Consider the following 17,006-nt stretch of genomic DNA (forward strand, 5'->3'; position numbering starts at 1 on the left):
AAGAGACTAGGATACGAGTCGTGAATCTCGCCAGCTTTCCCACCCCCGGCACCGGAGCGTTCTCCATCGGGTCGCTCACCATCCACTACTACGGTGTGATCATCGCCATCGGCATCGTGCTCGCCTGCTGGGTCACGGGTGTGCGCCTGAAACACCGTGGGGCCGACGGCTGGGCCGTGCTCGATGTGGCGCTGTGGGCGGTGCCGTTCGGCATCATCGGCGGGCGCCTCTACCACGTCTTCACGCATCCGGCCGACTACTTCACCGGCACCGGCGACCCGCTGCGCTTTCTCTACATCTGGGAGGGCGGTCTGGCGATCTTCGGCGCTCTGCTGCTCGGCGTGGTGGGAGCCGTCATCGGCACGCATCTCGCCGGCCTGCGGCTGACCACGCTGCTCGATGCGGCGGCCCCCGGCATCCTGCTCGCGCAGGCACTCGGCCGGTGGGGCAACTACTTCAACAACGAGCTCTTCGGAACCCCGACGAACCTGCCGTGGGGCATTCAGATCCCGGCGGGCAACAGCGCCTTCCCGGTGGGACTGCCCGAAGGCACGCTCTTCCACCCGGCCTTTCTCTACGAATCGATGTGGAACCTCATCGGCGTGCTCGTGCTGCTCTGGGCCGGGCGCCGCTTCGCGCTGCAGTGGGGCCGTCTCTTCGGTCTCTACCTGGTCTGGTACGGCATCGGCCGATTCTTCGTCGAGGGTATGCGCCTCGATCCGATCGCCGTCTTCCTCGGTGCGCGTCTGAACCAGTGGGGCGCTGTCGCGGTCGTCGTCATCGGCCTGGTCATCATGTTCGTGCAGGCGCGCCGTCACCCCGGTGCCGAGCCGAGCCCGTACCGGCCGGAGCATCTGGCCCGGCTCGAGGCGCTCGAGCAGGTCGCCGTCTCGTCTGCTGCCGTCGACGCCGATTCGGCGGATGCCGAGGTCGCCTCCGCAGCAGACTCGAAAGCCAGCGAGCGCAGCTGACATCGGCGCAGGTTCTGTAACGTGCCTGTAACACAATGTGAGATTCCGGTAACAATAGCCGGATAAAGTTGGACTTCCTCGCTGGATCAGCATGCGATGTCATGGCGCCGTAACACGGCCGTCATGAACACGAGCTCTCGTGACCATGAGCGCATACGAGCAGACGCTTCTGAGCCGGCGCGCATGAAGGAGTCCTACAATGCAGAGTCACTCCGCATCCACTGCAGAGCATCGCCATTCGGGCACAGCGCCCGACTCCGAGTTCACCCGGTTCAGTCACATCCCCGGCGATGCCGGTCTCTACCGACGTGAAGCCGAGAAAGACGCCTGCGGGCTGGCCATGGTGGCCACCCTGCGCGGAGCACCCGGCCATGACATCGTCGATCACGCGCTCAACGCACTGCGCAACCTCGAACACCGCGGTGCCGTCGGTTCTGACGCCGGCACGGGTGACGGCGCCGGCATTCTGCTGCAGATTCCGCATCGCTTCTTCAGCGAGGTCGTCGACTTCGCCCTGCCGGACAAAGGCGAGTACGCCGCCGGCATGATCTATCTGCCGCTCGATCAGGTGCAGCGCGAGCGCGCGAAGCGCACCATCGATCTCATCGCCCGCGAAGAGGGGCTGACCGTGCTCGGATGGCGCGAAGTGCCCACCGACGACAGCGCCATCGGCACCCAGGCGCGGGAGACGATGCCGGCCTTCGAGCAGATCTTCGTGGCTCGGCTGGGAGTCGACGGGCCGACCGCTCGCGGCATCGAACTCGACCGCATCGTCTACCGGCTTCGGCGCCGTGCCAGCAAGACCACAGACGTCTTCATCCCGTCGCTGTCGAGCCGCACCATCGTCTACAAAGGCATGGTCACGACGCTGCAGCTCGAGCCCTTCTTTCCCGACCTCTCTGACGAACGCTTCGAGACCGAACTGGCCCTCGTGCACTCCCGGTACTCGACCAACACCTTCCCGTCGTGGCCCCTCGCGCAGCCGTTCCGCATGATCGCGCACAACGGCGAGATCAACACGGTGAAGGGCAACCGCAACTCCATGAGAGCTCGTCAGGCGGACATCTCCAGCCCGCTGCTCGGCGACCTCAGCGGTCTCACTCCGCTGGTCTCCGATGGCGGCAGCGACTCCGCGTCGTTCGACGAGACGCTCGAGCTGCTGCACCTCGGCGGTCGTTCGCTGCCGCACGCGGTGCTGATGATGGTGCCCGAGGCGTGGGAGCACAACGAGCACATGGACCCGGAGCTCAAGGCGTTCTACGCCTACCATGCCACCCTGATCGAGCCCTGGGACGGGCCGGCCGCCATCTCGTTCACCGACGGCACGCTCGTCGGCGCGACGCTTGACCGCAACGGCCTGCGCCCGGGACGCTACGTGATCACCCGTGACGGGCTCGTCGTGGTCGGCAGCGAGACCGGCGTCATCGACGTCGCACCAGAGAACGTGATGCGCCGCGGGCGGCTGCAGCCCGGTCGCATGTTCCTGGTCGACACCAAGGCCGGTCGCATCGTTCCAGACAGCGAGGTCAAGCAGACGCTCGCCGAGCAGAAGCCGTGGAAGAAATGGCTCGACGACGTGCAGGTCTCTCTGAAGGATCTGCCGGAGCGCGAGCACATCCTGCACACCCGTGCCTCGGTGTCCCGTCGTCAGCGAACCTTCGGCTACACCGAAGAAGACCTGGCCATGCTGATCGGCCCCATGGCCAAGGCCGGCGCCGAACCGCTCGGCGCGATGGGCACCGACACGCCGATCGCCGCACTCAGCGAGAAGCCGCGCCTGCTCTTCGACTACTTCACCCAGACCTTCGCCCAGGTCACCAACCCGCCGCTCGACTCGATTCGTGAGCAGCTGGTGACAGCGCTCTCTGCGGGCATCGGACCAGAGCAGAACCTGCTCAGCCTCGAACCGGCGTCGGCTCGTCAGGTGCGGATCGACTTTCCGGTCATCACCAACGACCAGCTCGCGAAGATCCAGCACGTCGGTCGCCGCAGCGGCTTCACCGGCACCGTCACGCTGCGCTCGACCTACCCGGTGCACGACGGCGTCACCGGTCTGCGCCGTCGCCTCGACGAGATGTGCGACGAAGCGCTTGCCGCCGTGCAGCGCGGCGTCGAGTTCATCGTGATCAGCGACCGCGACTCGACAGCCGAACAGGCTCCGATTCCCTCGCTGCTGGCCATCGGCGCCATCAACCACCACCTGGTGCGACAGGAGTGTCGCCGCCGAGTCGGTCTGATCGCCGAAGCCGGCGATGTGCGCGAGGTGCACCACGTCGCGACTCTGCTCGGCTACGGCGCGAGTGCGGTCAACCCGTATCTGGCCATGGAGAGTGCAGAGGATCTTGTGCGCTCCGGGCTGGTGCAGGGCGTCTCGGCCGACACCGCGGTGCGCAACCTGATCAAGGCGCTCGGCAAGGGCGTGCTCAAGATCATGTCGAAGATGGGCATCTCGACGGTGGCCTCCTACGTCGGCGCTCAGACCTTCGAAGCGGTCGGCATCTCCCAAGAGGTTATCGACGAGTTCTTCACCGGCACCGTCTCGAAGCTCGGCGGCATCGGCCTGCTCGAGATCGAGCACGACAATGCCCGACGCCATGCACTGGCGTACCCTCTCGAACCTGCGGCCACCGTGCATCAGCAGCTGCCGGTCGGCGGAGAGTACAAGTGGCGTCGCGACGGCTCCGCTCACCTCTTCAACCCTGACACGATCTTCCGTCTGCAGCACTCCACCAAGACCCGTCGCTACGACATCTTCAAGGAGTACACCGATCTCGTCGACGACCAGTCGCGCGAGCTCAAGACCATTCGCGGGCTCTTCCGTCTGCGCACCGAGCCCGGCCAGAGCATCCCCATCGACGAGGTCGAACCGGCCAGCGAGCTGTTCAAGCGGTTCTCGACCGGCGCGATGAGCTACGGCTCGATCTCGCAGGAGGCCCACCAGACCCTCGCGATCGCGATGAATCGCATCGGCGGCAAGTCCAACACCGGTGAGGGCGGCGAAGACCTCGAAAGGCTGCTCGATCCCGAACGGCGCAGCTCCATCAAGCAGGTGGCCTCGGGGCGCTTCGGGGTGACCAGCATGTACCTGGCGCACGCCGACGACCTGCAGATCAAGCTCGCCCAAGGAGCCAAGCCCGGTGAGGGCGGCCAGCTGCCGGGAGCGAAGATGTACCCGTGGATCGCGCGCACGCGGCACTCGACGGCGGGAGTCGGACTGATCTCGCCGCCCCCGCATCACGACATCTATTCGATCGAAGATCTCAAACAGCTCATCTTCGATCTGAAGCGGGCCAACCCGAAGGCGCGCATCCATGTGAAGCTGGTGAGCGAGAACGGCATCGGCGCCGTGGCCGCGGGCGTCGCCAAGGCCAAGGCCGACGTGGTGCTGGTCTCAGGCCATGACGGCGGCACCGGCGCCAGCCCGCTGAACTCGCTGAAGCATGCGGGCACTCCGTGGGAGATCGGCCTGGCCGAGACGCAGCAGACGCTGCAGCTCAACGGGCTGCGCGACCGCGTCGTCGTGCAGGCCGACGGCCAGCTCAAGACCGGACGCGACGTGATCATCGCCGCACTGCTCGGGGCCGAGGAGTTCGGGTTCGCCACGACGGCACTGGTCGTCGAGGGCTGCATCATGATGCGCGTCTGCCACAAAGACACCTGCCCGGTCGGCGTCGCGACGCAGAACCCTGAGCTGCGTTCGCGTTTCACCGGCAAGGCCGAGCACGTGGTGACCTTCTTCGAGTTCATCGCCCAGCAGGTGCGCGAGTACATGGCCGAGCTCGGTGTGCGCACCATGGATGAGCTGATCGGTCGCACAGATCTGCTCGACGTGGCCCCGGCCGCCACGGAGCTCAAGGCTCAGGGGCTCGATCTCGACCCGATTCTGCACGGACCGGAACTGCCCGCCGACGCACCGAGACGACATCTGGTCAACCAGGATCACGAGCTCGAGCAGCACTTCGACAATCAGCTCATCGCACTCTCCCAGGCTGCGATCGAGACCGGCGAACCAGTGCACATCGACTTGGGCATCCGCAACACGGAGCGTGCGGTCGGCACCATGCTCGGCTATCACGTGACGATGGCACACGGAGCCGAGGGGCTGCCCGACGGCACGATCGACGTCACCCTGCACGGCTCGGCCGGGCAGTCACTGGGCGCCTTTCTGCCGCACGGCGTCACGCTGCGTCTCGAAGGCGACAGCAACGACTATGTCGGCAAGGGTCTCAGCGGCGGACAGCTCGTGCTGTACCCGCCTGCAGGCACCCGCTTCGTCGCCGAGCACAACGTCATCGCCGGCAACGTGATCGGCTATGGGGCGACCAGCGGCACGATGCTGCTGCGGGGGCTCGTCGGCGAACGCTTTCTGGTGCGCAACTCGGGAGCGACCGCCGTGGTCGAGGGCGTGGGCGATCACGCGCTCGAGTACATGACGGGCGGCGTGGCCGTCATTCTCGGCCGCACAGGCCGGAACATCGGCGCCGGCATGTCGGGCGGCATCGCCCTGGTGCATGATCTCGAGCGCGATCGCATCAACGTCGAGGCGCTGGCGGGCAACGAGCTGCAGCTGCTCGAGCTGGACGCCGACGACATCGCACTGCTGCACGACCTGCTCGAACGTCACCGCATCGAGACCGGGTCGACGGTCGCCGAGCGCATGCTCGCCGACTTCGACGAGACGGTCACGCACTTCACCAAACTGCTGCCGACCAACTACGCTCGTGTGCTGCGAGCCCGGTCGGACGCCGAGGCGCAGGGGCTTGACCCCGACGGCGCCGAGGTCTGGAACACGATCTTGGAGGTCACTCGTGGCTGACCCACATGGTTTTCTCACCGTACGCAATCGCGCCCTGCCCAAGCGGCGTCCGGTCGACGTGCGCATCATGGACTGGAAAGAGGTCTACGAGCGCCAGGATCCGCTGCAGCTGCAGGAGCAGTCGTCGCGCTGCATGGACTGCGGCGTGCCCTTCTGCCACAGCGGCTGCCCCCTCGGCAACCTGATCCCGGAATGGAACGATCTCGTCTGGCGCCAGCATCCGCAGGATGCCATCGAACGGCTGCACGCGACCAACAACTTTCCCGAGTTCACCGGACGCCTCTGCCCGGCGCCCTGCGAGTCGGCCTGCGTGCTCGGCATCAACCAGCCGGCGGTCACGATCAAGCAGATCGAGGTCTCGATCATCGACCAGGCCTACGATCGCGGCTGGGTCGAGCCGCATCAGCCGGAGCGTCTGAGCGGCAAGAGCGTGGCCGTCGTCGGCTCAGGCCCGGCAGGACTCGCCGCGGCGCAGCAGCTCACTCGTGCCGGGCACACTGTGGTCGTCTATGAACGCGACGACCGCATCGGAGGGCTCCTGCGCTACGGCATTCCCGACTTCAAGCTCGAGAAGAAAGTGCTCGACGCCCGGCTGAACCAGATGATGGCTGAGGGCACCCGCTTCCGCAGCGGCGTGAACGTCGGCACCGACATCTCGTGGCAGCAGCTGCGTGAGCGCTTTGACGCCGTCGTCGTGACCACGGGCGCGACCACGCCGCGAGACCTGCCGATGCCGGGGCGGGAGCTCCACGGCATCCACTTCGCGATGGACTATCTCACCCAGGCGAACCGAGTCGTGGCCGGCGACGAGGTCGCCGACCAGATCGACGCGCGTGGCAAGCACGTCATCGTCATCGGCGGAGGCGACACCGGTTCAGACTGCATCGGCACCGCGATCCGACAGGGGGCGGCATCGGTGACCAACCTCGCCATCGGTCGCCAGCCGGGCATCACCAGGTCGAATCACGAGCCCTGGCCCACCATGCCGAAGCTCTTCGAGGTCTCGACCTCGCACGAAGAGGCCGACGGACACGGCGGCGAGCGGAGGTTCCTGGCCTGCACCGAGGCGTTCGTCGGCGACGATGACGGACACGTACGTGCGCTGCGCATCGCCGAGACGGAGTACCGCGCCGACGGTTCGCGAGGCCCGAAAGACGGCACCGAGAGCGATCTGCAGGCTGACTTGGTCTTCATCGCGATGGGCTTCACCGGTCCCGAGGTCAACGGCGCAGACGAGCAGATCGGCCTGTCGACGACGGGCCGGGGCGCGCTGGAGCGCGAGAACGACTACTCGACCGACGTCGACGGCGTGTTCGTCGCGGGCGACGCCGGACGCGGACAGTCGCTCATCGTCTGGGCGATCGCAGAGGGCCGGGCCGCCGCCGCGCAGGTCGACCAGTACCTCGAGGGCGAGACCGTGCTTCCGCGGCCGGTCGCCGCCAACGACCGAGCGATGAGCGTGCGGTGAGCGTGCGATGACCCGACATCGGCGGTGACCCGCGACGTTCGTCTCACGTTCAACGCAGCGGCCTAGAATTGACTCGGCAGAACGAACTGTCGAACCGATTGGAGTGGCATGCGACGCAGAGCGAAGATCATCGCGACACTGGGGCCGTCGACGGACGACGCCGAGGTCATCGAGAGCATGATCCGTGCGGGCATGGACGTCGCCCGCATCAACATGAGTCACGGCGACCACGAGCAGCACCGGCGCTACATCGAGACGGTGCGCGAAGTCGCCGCTCGACTGCACAAACCGGTCGGCGTGCTGGTCGATCTGCAGGGGCCGAAGATCCGGCTGGCGCAGTTCGCTGCGGGGCCGCAGACCCTCGCCGTCGGCGACACGTTCACGATCACCACGCGCGATGTGCCGGGTGACGCCGACATCGTGGGCACCACCTTCGCCGACCTGCCCAAGAACGTGAGCGTCGGCGACCAGCTGCTGATCGACGACGGGAACATCTCGCTGCGAGCCACTGCCGTGGACGCCACAGACGTCACCTGCGAGGTGGTCGTGGGCGGCCGTGTCTCAGACCACAAGGGCATCAACCTGCCCGGTGTGGCGGTGGATGTTCCCGCACTGAGCGATCGCGATGAAGAGAACCTGCACTGGGCACTGGACCTCGGCGTCGACCTGATCGCACTCTCGTTCGTGCGCAGCCCCGACGATGTCACCGCGGTGCGCGAGGTGATGGCCGCCCATGGCGTGCGGCTGCCGGTGATCGCCAAGATCGAGAAGCCCCAGGCCGTCGAGGTGCTCGACACGATCACCGAGGCGTTCGACATGGTGATGGTGGCTCGCGGCGATTTGGGGGTCGAACTGCCCCTCGAGCAGGTGCCGGTCGTGCAGAAGCGTGCCATCGAGCTCGCGCGTCAGTGTGCCCGCCCCGTGATCGTCGCCACACAGATGCTCGAATCGATGATCACCAGCGCACGCCCGACCCGCGCCGAGGCGTCAGACTGCGCGAACGCGGTGCTGGACGGCGCCGACGCACTCATGCTCAGCGGCGAGACCTCGGTGGGCGCCCACCCGGTCGAGACGGTGCAGACGATGTCGAACATCATCGAGTCGATCGAGCAGCACGGCCTGCATCGCATTCCGCCGCTCGGCACTCAGCCGCACACTCTGGCCGGCGCCATCACCCGCGCGGCCGTCGAGGTGGCGCACCATGTCGATGCGAAGTATCTGTGCGTCTTCACCGCCAGCGGCAACACGGCACGTCGGGTCTCGCGCCTGCGTGACGAGCTGCCGCTGCTGGTCTTCACCTATGACGATTCGACTCGGCGTGCGATGACGCCGATCTGGGGCGTGGAGTCGGTGCTCGTGCCGTTTCTGCAGACCACGGACGAGATCGTGCTGAGCGTCGACACCTATCTGATCGACTCGGGGCGGGCGAAACCGGGTGAGCGCGTCATCGTCGCCGCCGGGAGCCCGCCCGGCATCCCCGGGTCGACCAACGACCTGCGGGTGCTCACCGTCGGCGAGGCGGTCGGACAGGCCGCGCCGGGGTACCGGCAGACCACGGCACAGATGATGCAGAGCGCAGTCGCCGAGAGTCGAGAGACGATCATCCGCTGATCATCGCCCCGCGGCACCGTTCAGCGCACGTTCGGGGAGCCGCTGTGCTCCTCGTCGGCCTCGGCGATGTGCTCGGCGAGCTCGTCGACCACGAGCAGATCGTCTCGCAGATCGTCGCTGCGATAGTGAGCGCGCCCGACCATATGGGCTGCGATGGGGGCGGTGAGCATCTGCAGAGTGATGAGCACGATCGCGGTGCCGATCACCAGGGGAGTGGGGTTCAGCACGGCGATCGCCGCGGTGACGCAGATGAGCCCGAGAATCTGCGGCTTGGTGGCCGCATGCATGCGCGAAAGCAGATCGGGAAAGCGCAGCAGGCCGACTGCGGCCGAGAGCGAGAGCAGCGCGCCCAGGCCGAGCAGCACCCCGGCGATCGTGAAGCGAATCGTGTCACCGTCCATCTGCGGCCTCCTCCGGTGCTTCGTCGCGCAGCGGATCTTTCGCCGTGACCAGAAAGCGTGACACGGCGAATGACCCGATCACCCCGAACATCGCGAGCACGATCAGAATCGGCATGGTGTGCGTGTGTCCGGTCACGGCCATCTCGGTGCCGAGAGCGCACATCAGCGTCACCAGCAGCACGTCTGAGGCGACGATGCGGTCGAGAACGCTCGGTCCGCGCACGATGCGCAGAATGCACAGTGCAGCAGTCGCCCCGTAGACGACCACCAGCAGGATCGTGAGCCAGGTGGGCATGATGTCAGCGCTCCTCTCGTGACGTCGGCGTCGACAGATCGACGGGTGATGTGTGAGCCTGCGTCGAGTCGGAGCCGCTGTCGTGATGCGGGCCCCTTCGCGCATCCGCACGCCGACGGGCGGCCAGACCTCGCACCGCCTGCCGCTCGGCGGAGCTGCCCAACGCCATGATGATGCGAGCCTCCTGGTCGAGCGCCTGACAGCGGGCGCGTTCGATGTCGGCCGCAGTCCGCACGCCGAAAGCATGTACGTACAGCACTCCGTTGTTGCGGTCGATCTCGACGACCAGCGAGCCCGGCACCAGCGAGATCGCCTCAGCCGTCAGGGTGATGATGAGGTCGTCGGTGGTGTGCAGATCGAATTTGACCACGGCACCGGTGGGCCGCCACCAGGGCCAGAGTGCCTGCACGGCGACGATCATCGAGGCGCGGATGATGTCGAGGGTCAGTCGCACGAAGGCGTAGGCCGCCGAGATCGGATGCAGACGCCCGGTGATCTCGAGCGGCGGCAGATAGAACATCGCGACCAGCATCCAGCTGATCACCAGCCCGCCGATCACGGTGAACGCGTCGAGCTTGCCCCAAAGCAGGCACCAGACGACCGTGAGCACGATGACGGTGAGCAGCTCCTGCCAGCCGGCCCTGAGCCTCTGTCTCATGCGGCACCTCCGCTCAGCGGGCCGAGCAGGGTGGCGATCATCCAGAGCGGGTCTGCCACGGTGGTCGCGGCCCGGTCGGCGAAGCCCAGCAGGGGCCCGGCGAAGACCGTGAGCGCGAGGGTGAGCACGACCATGCCTGCGGTTGCCGAGATCATCAGCTTCGACACGTCACGCTGCGCGACTCTGCGGGGCGGGGCCAACGGGTTCTCCTGCAGCGATCGGAGCATGCGGCTGTGCCGGCGGTCGGGGTCGATCGCGGGTCGCCAGAAACCGAGGTTCCAGACCCGGGCCAGAGGGTACAGCGTCAGCAGCGAAGTGAGGATCATCGCTCCGATGACCACCCAAGTCAGCCAGTTGGCCGTCTGCACGCCGGCCAGGATCAGGGCGAGCTTGCCGATGAACCCGCTGAACGGCGGGATGCCGCCGAGGTTGAGCGCGGGCACCAGGAACAGCGCCGAGATCAGCGGCGAGGCGTTGAGCACTCCGCTGAGCCGCGTCAGCGACGTGGTGCCGCCGACTCGTTCGACCAGGCCGACCGCCAGGAAGAGGGTGGTCTGCACGGTGATGTGATGCACCATGTAGTAGATCGTGGCTGCGATGCCCGCCTGCGTGCCCAGGGCGATGCCGAAGAGCATGTAGCCGATGTGGCTGACCAGGGTGAACGAGAGCAGTCGCCTGATGTCGGCCTGAGCGATCGCGCCCATGATGCCGATCAGCAGCGTGAAGAATGCGAGGGTCATCAGCGGCGCGCTCACGTCGTGATGGGCGAAGAGCAGCGTCTCGGTGCGGATGATCGCGTAGACGCCGACTTTGGTGAGCAGGCCGGCGAACACCGCCGTCACAGGTGCCGGTGCGGTCGGGTATGAGTCGGGCAGCCAGAACGACAGCGGGAAGACCGCCGCCTTTATGCAGAAGCCGAGCAGCAGCGACAGATGCACGATGGTCTGCGTCTCGGCAGGCAGCTCGGGAATGCGCTGGGCGAGCTGCGCCATGTTCACTGTGCCGGTCGCGCCGTAGAGCAGAGCGATCGCGACGAGAAAGAACACCGACGAGACCAGTGAGACGACGATGTAGATGACTCCCGAACGGATGCGCGGGCCGGTTCCGCCGAGGGTGATCAGCACATAGCTTGCCGCGAGCATGATCTCGAAGCCGACGAACATGTTGAACAGGTCGCCGGCCAGAAAGGCGTTGAAGAGTCCGGCTGCGAGCACCAAGTAGGTCGGCTGGAAGATCGTCACGGGCGTCTCGGCGTCTCCGTCGGTGATGCCCTGACCGATGGCGTAGACCAAGACGCCGAGCAGCATGGTCGTGGCGACGACGACGAGCAGAGCGCTGAGCCGGTCGGCCACCAGCGAGATGCCCCATGGCGCCTGCCAGCCGCCCAGCACGATGCTCACGACATTGTCATGATCGGCGGCCACCAGAGTGGCGACGCCGATGCCGAGCACGACCAGCAGGGTGCCGAGGGTGACCACGATCTGTGTCTTGGGGCGCCGCCCGAGCAGCAGCGAGGTCGCCGCGGCCGCGAGCGGCAGCGCGACGATGATCGGCAGCAGCTGTGCGATGTTCATCGATGGCCTCTCTGTCGATCGTGGCGGTTTTGTGCGGATGCGGTGCTCGAGTCGTCGTCTGCGTCGGAGACATCGTCGCGGCTGTCGTTCGCGTCGCTGGCGTCGATGGCCTGGTGTAGAGCGGCGTCATCGCCCGCGGCCTGTCGCACGAGCATGGCGGTCTCGTCATCGGCATGCAGGTCTGAGCCGGGCACTGCCGTGTGCTCCTCGGTGTGCTCCTGGCGAGACAGCCGCCAGTTTCGGTAGATCAGCGCCAGCAGCAGCGCGGTGATGCCGAAAGTGATCACGATGGCGGTGAGCGTGAGGGCCTGCGGCAGAGGATCGGCCATCTGGTCGCTGGTGACGCCGTCTTCGACGATCGGTGCCTCTCCGGGCGGGCCTGCGACGATGATGAGAAGCAGGTTCGTCGCGTTGCCGATGAGCAGAAAGCCGATCAGGATTCGACTGAGGCTGCGCTCGAGCATCGCATAGACGCCGCAGGCGTACATGACGGCCATCAAGACGATCAGAGTGAGGGAGACGCTCATCGCACGCCCTCCGCCCAGTCGTCGACGATCGATTCGTCCGAGACGGACTGCTCGTCGATGCCAGCGCCGAGTGAGCGCAGTACGTCGAACACCAGCCCGAGCACGACGAGATAGACGCCGATGTCGAAGAGTGTGGGGGTGCCGAGCTTCACCTCACCGAAGATCGGCAGCGTCGCCTGCCACCACAGCGAGGTGAGGAACGGTTCGCCGAAGAGCATCGAGAGGGCTCCCGTGCCGACCGCTGTGGCGAGCCCGGTGCCGAGCAGGACACCTGGGGGCACCGGAAGGGCCTCCCCGAGCTCGTAGCGGCCGGCGGCCAGATAGCGCAGCACCAGGGCGAGACCGGCGACGAGTCCGCCTGCGAAGCCGCCGCCGGGCTGGTTGTGCCCGGCGATCAGCAGCATCACCGAGATCAGCATGAGCGGCAGGAAGAGCAGCCGGACGACGACCTCGACCATCAGCGACCGATGATCGGGGGCCAAGGTTCGGCCGGCCATCAGCCAGCTTCGGCGGGTGCTGTCGTCGTCGACCTCGTCGTGCGCGTCAATGGTGCGCTGCAGTGCCGTCTGACTGACGGGACGGCCGGTGCTGGGGTCGACCACGGGCAGGGCCCCGGTGACCGGTTCGACGACGGGTGCCAGACGCTGCAGACGACGGCGCCGCTGGCCCTGGGCGCTGATCGAGGGGACTCTGCCGGTGCGGTGCGTGACGAAGACCAGACTGGCCACACCCGTGGCGACGGCGACCAGCACCGAGATCTCGCCCATGGTGTCCCAGCCACGCAGATCGACGAGAAGCACGTTGACCACGTTGCGACCGTGCCCTTCGAGATATGCCAGATCGGGCATCTGGGCTGAGATCGGCGTCTGGCTGCGCGCACCCACGACGGCGAGTGCGACGCCGGCCATGACCGCCCCGACGGCGACGGCGATGACGGCCTTGGGCCAGACCCGCTTGATTCCTTCGGCTCGTTCGAAATGCCGAGGAAGTCGACGCGCGACCAGCACGAAGATCACGAGGGTCACGGTCTCGACCAGCAGCTGCGTGAGTGCGAGGTCGGGGGCGCCCTGCAGCGTGAAGAGCGCGACCATGCCGTAGCCGGTGGCTCCGACCAAGAGCATGGCCAGCAGACGGCGCCGGGCACGGACGGCGGCGAGGGCCGCGACGGCCATCAGGGCGGCGATGCCGAGCTGTGCGACGGAGTGGAACGGCACCATCTCGCCGGGCCAGAGCTGCACGCGCAGCAGAGCCAGTCCGAGCGCCGCGACGAAGGCGACGAAGACGGTGCCCAGATAGCCGGGCAGACCGCCGCGCTGTGCGAACAGCGTCACCCGAGCCGAGATCCAGTCCGTCGCGGCGAGCGTCGCCGAATACCACCGGGAGAGTTCGATCCAGTCCGGCACTCTGGCCTGGAGCTTCGCCACGGGTCGTCGCAGCACGAAGAGCAGCGCTCCGAGTGCGATGACGATCACACTGATGCCCAAGGCCGGGGTGAAGCCGTGCCAGAGGGCGAGATGCAGCGGATGCTCACCGGCGGGCAGCGCCGCGGCGGTCGCCGTCGCGAGATGGTCGAGGCCGGTCGGCCAGATCGCCAGCAGCAGCGAGAGCCCCAAGAGGATGACCGGGCCGATGAGCCCCACATTGCCGTGCGCCTGTGGCTGGCTGCAGTCGACGAGCACGTGCACGGTGCTGGTGTCGACGTTGGACGATCCGGTCTTGCGCGGGCGGCTGCTGAGGGCTCCGAAGGCGAACCGAGCAGAGTACGCGACGGTGAGCACGGATCCGAGTGCGGCGACTGCCGTCACCCAGACCGACCAGCCGTGCTGCCAGTCGAGCATGGCCGTCAGAGCGCTCTCTTTGGCCAGGAACCCCAGCATCGGTGGCAGCCCTGCCATCGATGCCGCGCTCAGCGCGGTGACGACCGCGAGCAGCGGATGGCCGCGCCCGAGACCTCGCAGCGCTCGCAGATCCCGGGTGCCGAAGTTGTGATCGATGACTCCGACGATCATGAACAGGCTGGCCTTGAACAGCGAGTGGGCGACGAGCAGAGCCAGAGCCGCGACCGCAGCGTCATGGGTGCCGATCGCGGCGACGGTGATGAGCAGGCCGAGCTGGCTGACGGTGCCGTAGGCCAGCAGCAGCTTCAAGTCATACTGACGCAGGGCTCGCCAGCCGCCGATCAGCAGTGTGACGAGGCCGAGCGGAACCAGCACTTCGTGCCACCCCGGCACTTGGGCGTAGCCGGGCGCGAAGCGCAGCACCAGATAGATGCCCGCCTTGACCATTGCCGCCGAGTGCAGGTAGGCGCTCACCGGTGTGGGGCCGGCCATGGCCGATGGCAGCCAGAAGTGGAATGGGACGATCGCCGACTTGCTCAGTGCGCCGATCACGATCATGAGCACCGCCCAGGGCGTGCCGGCGCTCATCGCGGGGTCTGCGACGATCTGAGTCAGAGAGGTCGTGCCGTTGTCGACCACCAGAATGGCCACGCCCACCAGCATGATCAGCCCGCCGAAGGTCGTCACCAGCAGCGCCTGGAGCGCAGCGCCTCTCGACTCCCGTCGGTCAGAGGTGTGCCCGATCAACAGGTAGGAGAGCACGCTCGTGACCTCCCAGAACACGAACATCACGACGATGTCGTCGCTGGTGACCAGACCGAGCATGACTGCGGCGAAGCTGGTCAGCAGCGTGGCGAACCGGCTGAGAGAGGGCTCGGAGTCGGTGAAGTAGGCGCTGCAGTAGAACAGCACCAGCGCGCCGACGCCGGTGACGACCAGCGACATCGCCCAGCTCAGGGCGTCCAGCTGGAACGAGAGGCTCACCCCGAGCTGCGGAATCCACGGCAGATCGAACGCCGGAACCGCTCCGGAGAGTACCTTCGGCGCTTCGGCGAGCAGGGCGAGGAAAGCGACGGCGACGACAGTGCCGATCGGCATGAACCCGCGTGATCCCCAACGTCGCACAGATGGCCAGGCTATGAGCATGGCGACCAGTACTGCGACGAAGGCTACGGGCACGGACTCACCTCACGAGATCGGGGGCATTCAGGGTCTCAAACGTATGCGTCGGGAAGAATATTCCCAATACTACCCGTTCGCTTCCGGCCCCAGCGGCGTGGCCGCCGGGCTCGGGCGCCTCGGACGCTCGATCGGCTCCCTGCGGTTCGCAGGCAGGTCGTGAAGCTGACGAGGGTAAGCTTGACTCCATCATGAACACTGCAGCCGATGCACCCACAGACCCACTCGCAACATCCTCCAGCGTCCTGCTCAGCGACGCGCAGCGCAGCGCAGTCGCTCGCCTGACCGAGGCTCTCGGCGCCGATCACGTCGTCACCGGCCGCGCCGAGCTGCTCGACCACGGCCACGACACCGGCGTCGACGACTCCCCGGCGCTGGCCCTCGCACTGGTGCTGCCGACCAGCACCGAAGAGGTCGCCGCCGTCATGGCGATCGCCAACGATCTGGTGATTCCCGTGGTGCCGCAGGGCACCCGTACCGGGGTCGTCGGCGGTGCCGATGCGGTTCCCGGTGCGATCCTGCTCGACCTCACCCTGATGAACCGCATTCTGCGCATCGACGTCGACGACCAGCTGGTCACCGTGCAACCAGGCGTGATCACCGGTGATCTGGCGGCTGCCGTGCGTGAGCAGGGGCTGTTCTATCCAGTCGATCCGGGATCGGTGCACATCAGCTCGATCGGCGGCAACATCGTCACCAACGCAGGCGGCATGCGCTGCGTGAAGTACGGCGTCACCGGCGACTCAGTGCGCAGCCTGACGGTGGTGCTGGCCGACGGCACCGTCGTGCGCACCGGGCACGACTCGGTGAAAGGTGTCGCCGGGCTCGACCTCACGAGTCTGATCGTCGGCTCCGAGGGCACCCTCGGCATCGTGACGCAGGCCACCCTGGCGCTGCGTCCGCTGCCCGGTGAGGCCGCCGGCGCTGCAGCGCTCTTTCCCACGCTGGAGGACGCGCTCGCCGCAGCCGCCGAGACGGCGTCGAACGCCCGCAGGCCAAGCGCACTCGAGATGCTCGACCAGCGCACGATTCAGGCGATCAACCATTTCAACCCGAACGCGAAGCTGCCCGATGACGTCGCCGCCATGCTGATCGTCGAATCCGACGAGATCGGGCGCGCCACCGAAGACGTCGCCGAATATCAGCGCATCTTCGAGAGCCATCATGCGGTGCGCATCGACCTGGCCCGGAACGCGGCCGAAGTCGATGCGCTGCTTGAGATCCGCCGTCAGCTGCATCCGGCTCTCTACGCGGAGTTCGGCACGCTGCTCACCGAAGACATCGCGGTGCCGCGAGGTCGGCTGCTGAAGCTGCTGCGCGTGATCGAGCAGGCCGCAGCCGAGACCGGTGCGCCGGTGGCGACCGGCGGGCACGTGGGCGACGGCAACCTGCACCCGATCGTCGGCTATGTCGCAGGCGACGCCGACAGCCTGGCCCGAGCACACCGCGCCTATGAGCAGATCCTCACTCGCACCATCGAGCTCGGCGGCACCATCACCGGCGAGCACGGGGTGGGCACGCTCAAGCGCAGCGCGCTCGGCACCGAGTTCTCGTCCGAGCTCCTGGCTCTGCAGATTCGTGTGAAGGCGGCGTTCGACCCGCGCGGAATACTGAACCCCGGCAAGAAGCTCTGAGCAGCCCAGCGAGCACTCAGCCCGCGAGGTCGTG

General features: G+C 67.0%; 11 protein-coding genes. 5 read left to right on the forward strand and 6 right to left on the reverse strand.

What is annotated here, in order from left to right; all coding sequences use genetic code 11:
• The first annotated feature begins 20 nt into the window (after positions 1-20).
• The 4 genes from lgt (at position 21) to pyk (ending at position 8,866) form a co-directional block, all read left to right on the forward strand.
• Positions 21-971, forward strand: a complete 951-nt coding sequence (lgt, locus tag F8O09_RS01130; protein ID WP_158053654.1) for a prolipoprotein diacylglyceryl transferase — start codon at positions 21-23, stop codon at positions 969-971.
• 199 nt (positions 972-1,170) lie between these two features.
• Entirely contained in the window at positions 1,171-5,787 is a 4,617-nt protein-coding gene (gltB, locus tag F8O09_RS01135; RefSeq protein WP_158053655.1) for a glutamate synthase large subunit, read from the forward strand.
• On the forward strand, positions 5,780-7,255 hold the full coding sequence (locus F8O09_RS01140) for a glutamate synthase subunit beta (RefSeq protein ID WP_158053656.1): 1,476 nt from the start codon (positions 5,780-5,782) through the stop codon (positions 7,253-7,255). Before gltB ends, F8O09_RS01140 begins: the two co-directional genes overlap by 8 nt.
• A 108-nt stretch (positions 7,256-7,363) precedes the next feature.
• Positions 7,364-8,866: a pyruvate kinase gene (gene pyk / locus F8O09_RS01145; RefSeq protein WP_158053657.1), complete on the forward strand. Its 1,503-nt coding sequence runs from the start codon at positions 7,364-7,366 to the stop codon at positions 8,864-8,866.
• Positions 8,867-8,886: 20 nt separating this feature from the next.
• On the opposite strand, the gene mnhG is transcribed toward pyk, so the two are convergent.
• From mnhG to F8O09_RS01175, 6 genes are read right to left on the reverse strand one after another with little or no spacing between them, the layout of a single operon-like run.
• The gene (gene mnhG / locus F8O09_RS01150) at positions 8,887-9,267 is read right to left on the reverse strand and encodes a monovalent cation/H(+) antiporter subunit G (protein ID WP_158042904.1); all 381 of its coding nucleotides are present in this window, start codon (positions 9,265-9,267) and stop codon (positions 8,887-8,889) included.
• On the reverse strand, positions 9,257-9,562 hold the full coding sequence (locus F8O09_RS01155; RefSeq protein WP_158031545.1) for a monovalent cation/H+ antiporter complex subunit F: 306 nt from the start codon (positions 9,560-9,562) through the stop codon (positions 9,257-9,259). The genes mnhG and F8O09_RS01155 overlap by 11 nt, the downstream gene beginning before the upstream one ends.
• A 4-nt stretch (positions 9,563-9,566) precedes the next feature.
• Positions 9,567-10,220: a Na+/H+ antiporter subunit E gene (locus F8O09_RS01160; protein WP_158053658.1), complete on the reverse strand. Its 654-nt coding sequence runs from the start codon at positions 10,218-10,220 to the stop codon at positions 9,567-9,569.
• Complete coding sequence (locus F8O09_RS01165) at positions 10,217-11,794, reverse strand: Na+/H+ antiporter subunit D (protein ID WP_158053659.1); 1,578 nt, start codon at positions 11,792-11,794, stop codon at positions 10,217-10,219. Before F8O09_RS01165 ends, F8O09_RS01160 begins: the two co-directional genes overlap by 4 nt.
• Positions 11,791-12,321: an NADH-quinone oxidoreductase subunit K gene (locus tag F8O09_RS01170; protein ID WP_158053660.1), complete on the reverse strand. Its 531-nt coding sequence runs from the start codon at positions 12,319-12,321 to the stop codon at positions 11,791-11,793. The genes F8O09_RS01165 and F8O09_RS01170 overlap by 4 nt, the downstream gene beginning before the upstream one ends.
• Positions 12,318-15,338, reverse strand: coding sequence for a Na+/H+ antiporter subunit A (locus tag F8O09_RS01175; protein ID WP_225732796.1), 3,021 nt, complete (start codon positions 15,336-15,338; stop codon positions 12,318-12,320). The genes F8O09_RS01170 and F8O09_RS01175 overlap by 4 nt, the downstream gene beginning before the upstream one ends.
• A gap of 191 nt (positions 15,339-15,529) precedes the next feature.
• Here F8O09_RS01175 and F8O09_RS01180 point away from each other — a divergent pair, with 191 nt between their 5' ends.
• Entirely contained in the window at positions 15,530-16,972 is a 1,443-nt protein-coding gene (locus tag F8O09_RS01180) for an FAD-binding oxidoreductase (protein ID WP_158031541.1), read from the forward strand.
• Positions 16,973-17,006 lie beyond the last annotated feature (34 nt).

Source organism: Pseudoclavibacter sp. CFCC 11306, from assembly GCF_008831235.1.
GTDB lineage: Bacteria > Actinomycetota > Actinomycetes > Actinomycetales > Microbacteriaceae > Pseudoclavibacter_A.

Coding starts and splice junctions, on each gene's coding strand:
- gltB (WP_158053655.1), top strand. CDS start 1,171: ATGCAGAGTCACTCCGCATCCACTGCAGAGCATCGCCATTCGGGCACA.
- pyk (WP_158053657.1), top strand. CDS start 7,364: ATGCGACGCAGAGCGAAGATCATCGCGACACTGGGGCCGTCGACGGAC.
- mnhG (WP_158042904.1), bottom strand. CDS start 9,267: ATGGACGGTGACACGATTCGCTTCACGATCGCCGGGGTGCTGCTCGGC.
- F8O09_RS01155 (WP_158031545.1), bottom strand. CDS start 9,562: ATGCCCACCTGGCTCACGATCCTGCTGGTGGTCGTCTACGGGGCGACT.
- F8O09_RS01160 (WP_158053658.1), bottom strand. CDS start 10,220: ATGAGACAGAGGCTCAGGGCCGGCTGGCAGGAGCTGCTCACCGTCATC.
- F8O09_RS01165 (WP_158053659.1), bottom strand. CDS start 11,794: ATGAACATCGCACAGCTGCTGCCGATCATCGTCGCGCTGCCGCTCGCG.
- F8O09_RS01170 (WP_158053660.1), bottom strand. CDS start 12,321: ATGAGCGTCTCCCTCACTCTGATCGTCTTGATGGCCGTCATGTACGCC.
- F8O09_RS01180 (WP_158031541.1), top strand. CDS start 15,530: ATGAACACTGCAGCCGATGCACCCACAGACCCACTCGCAACATCCTCC.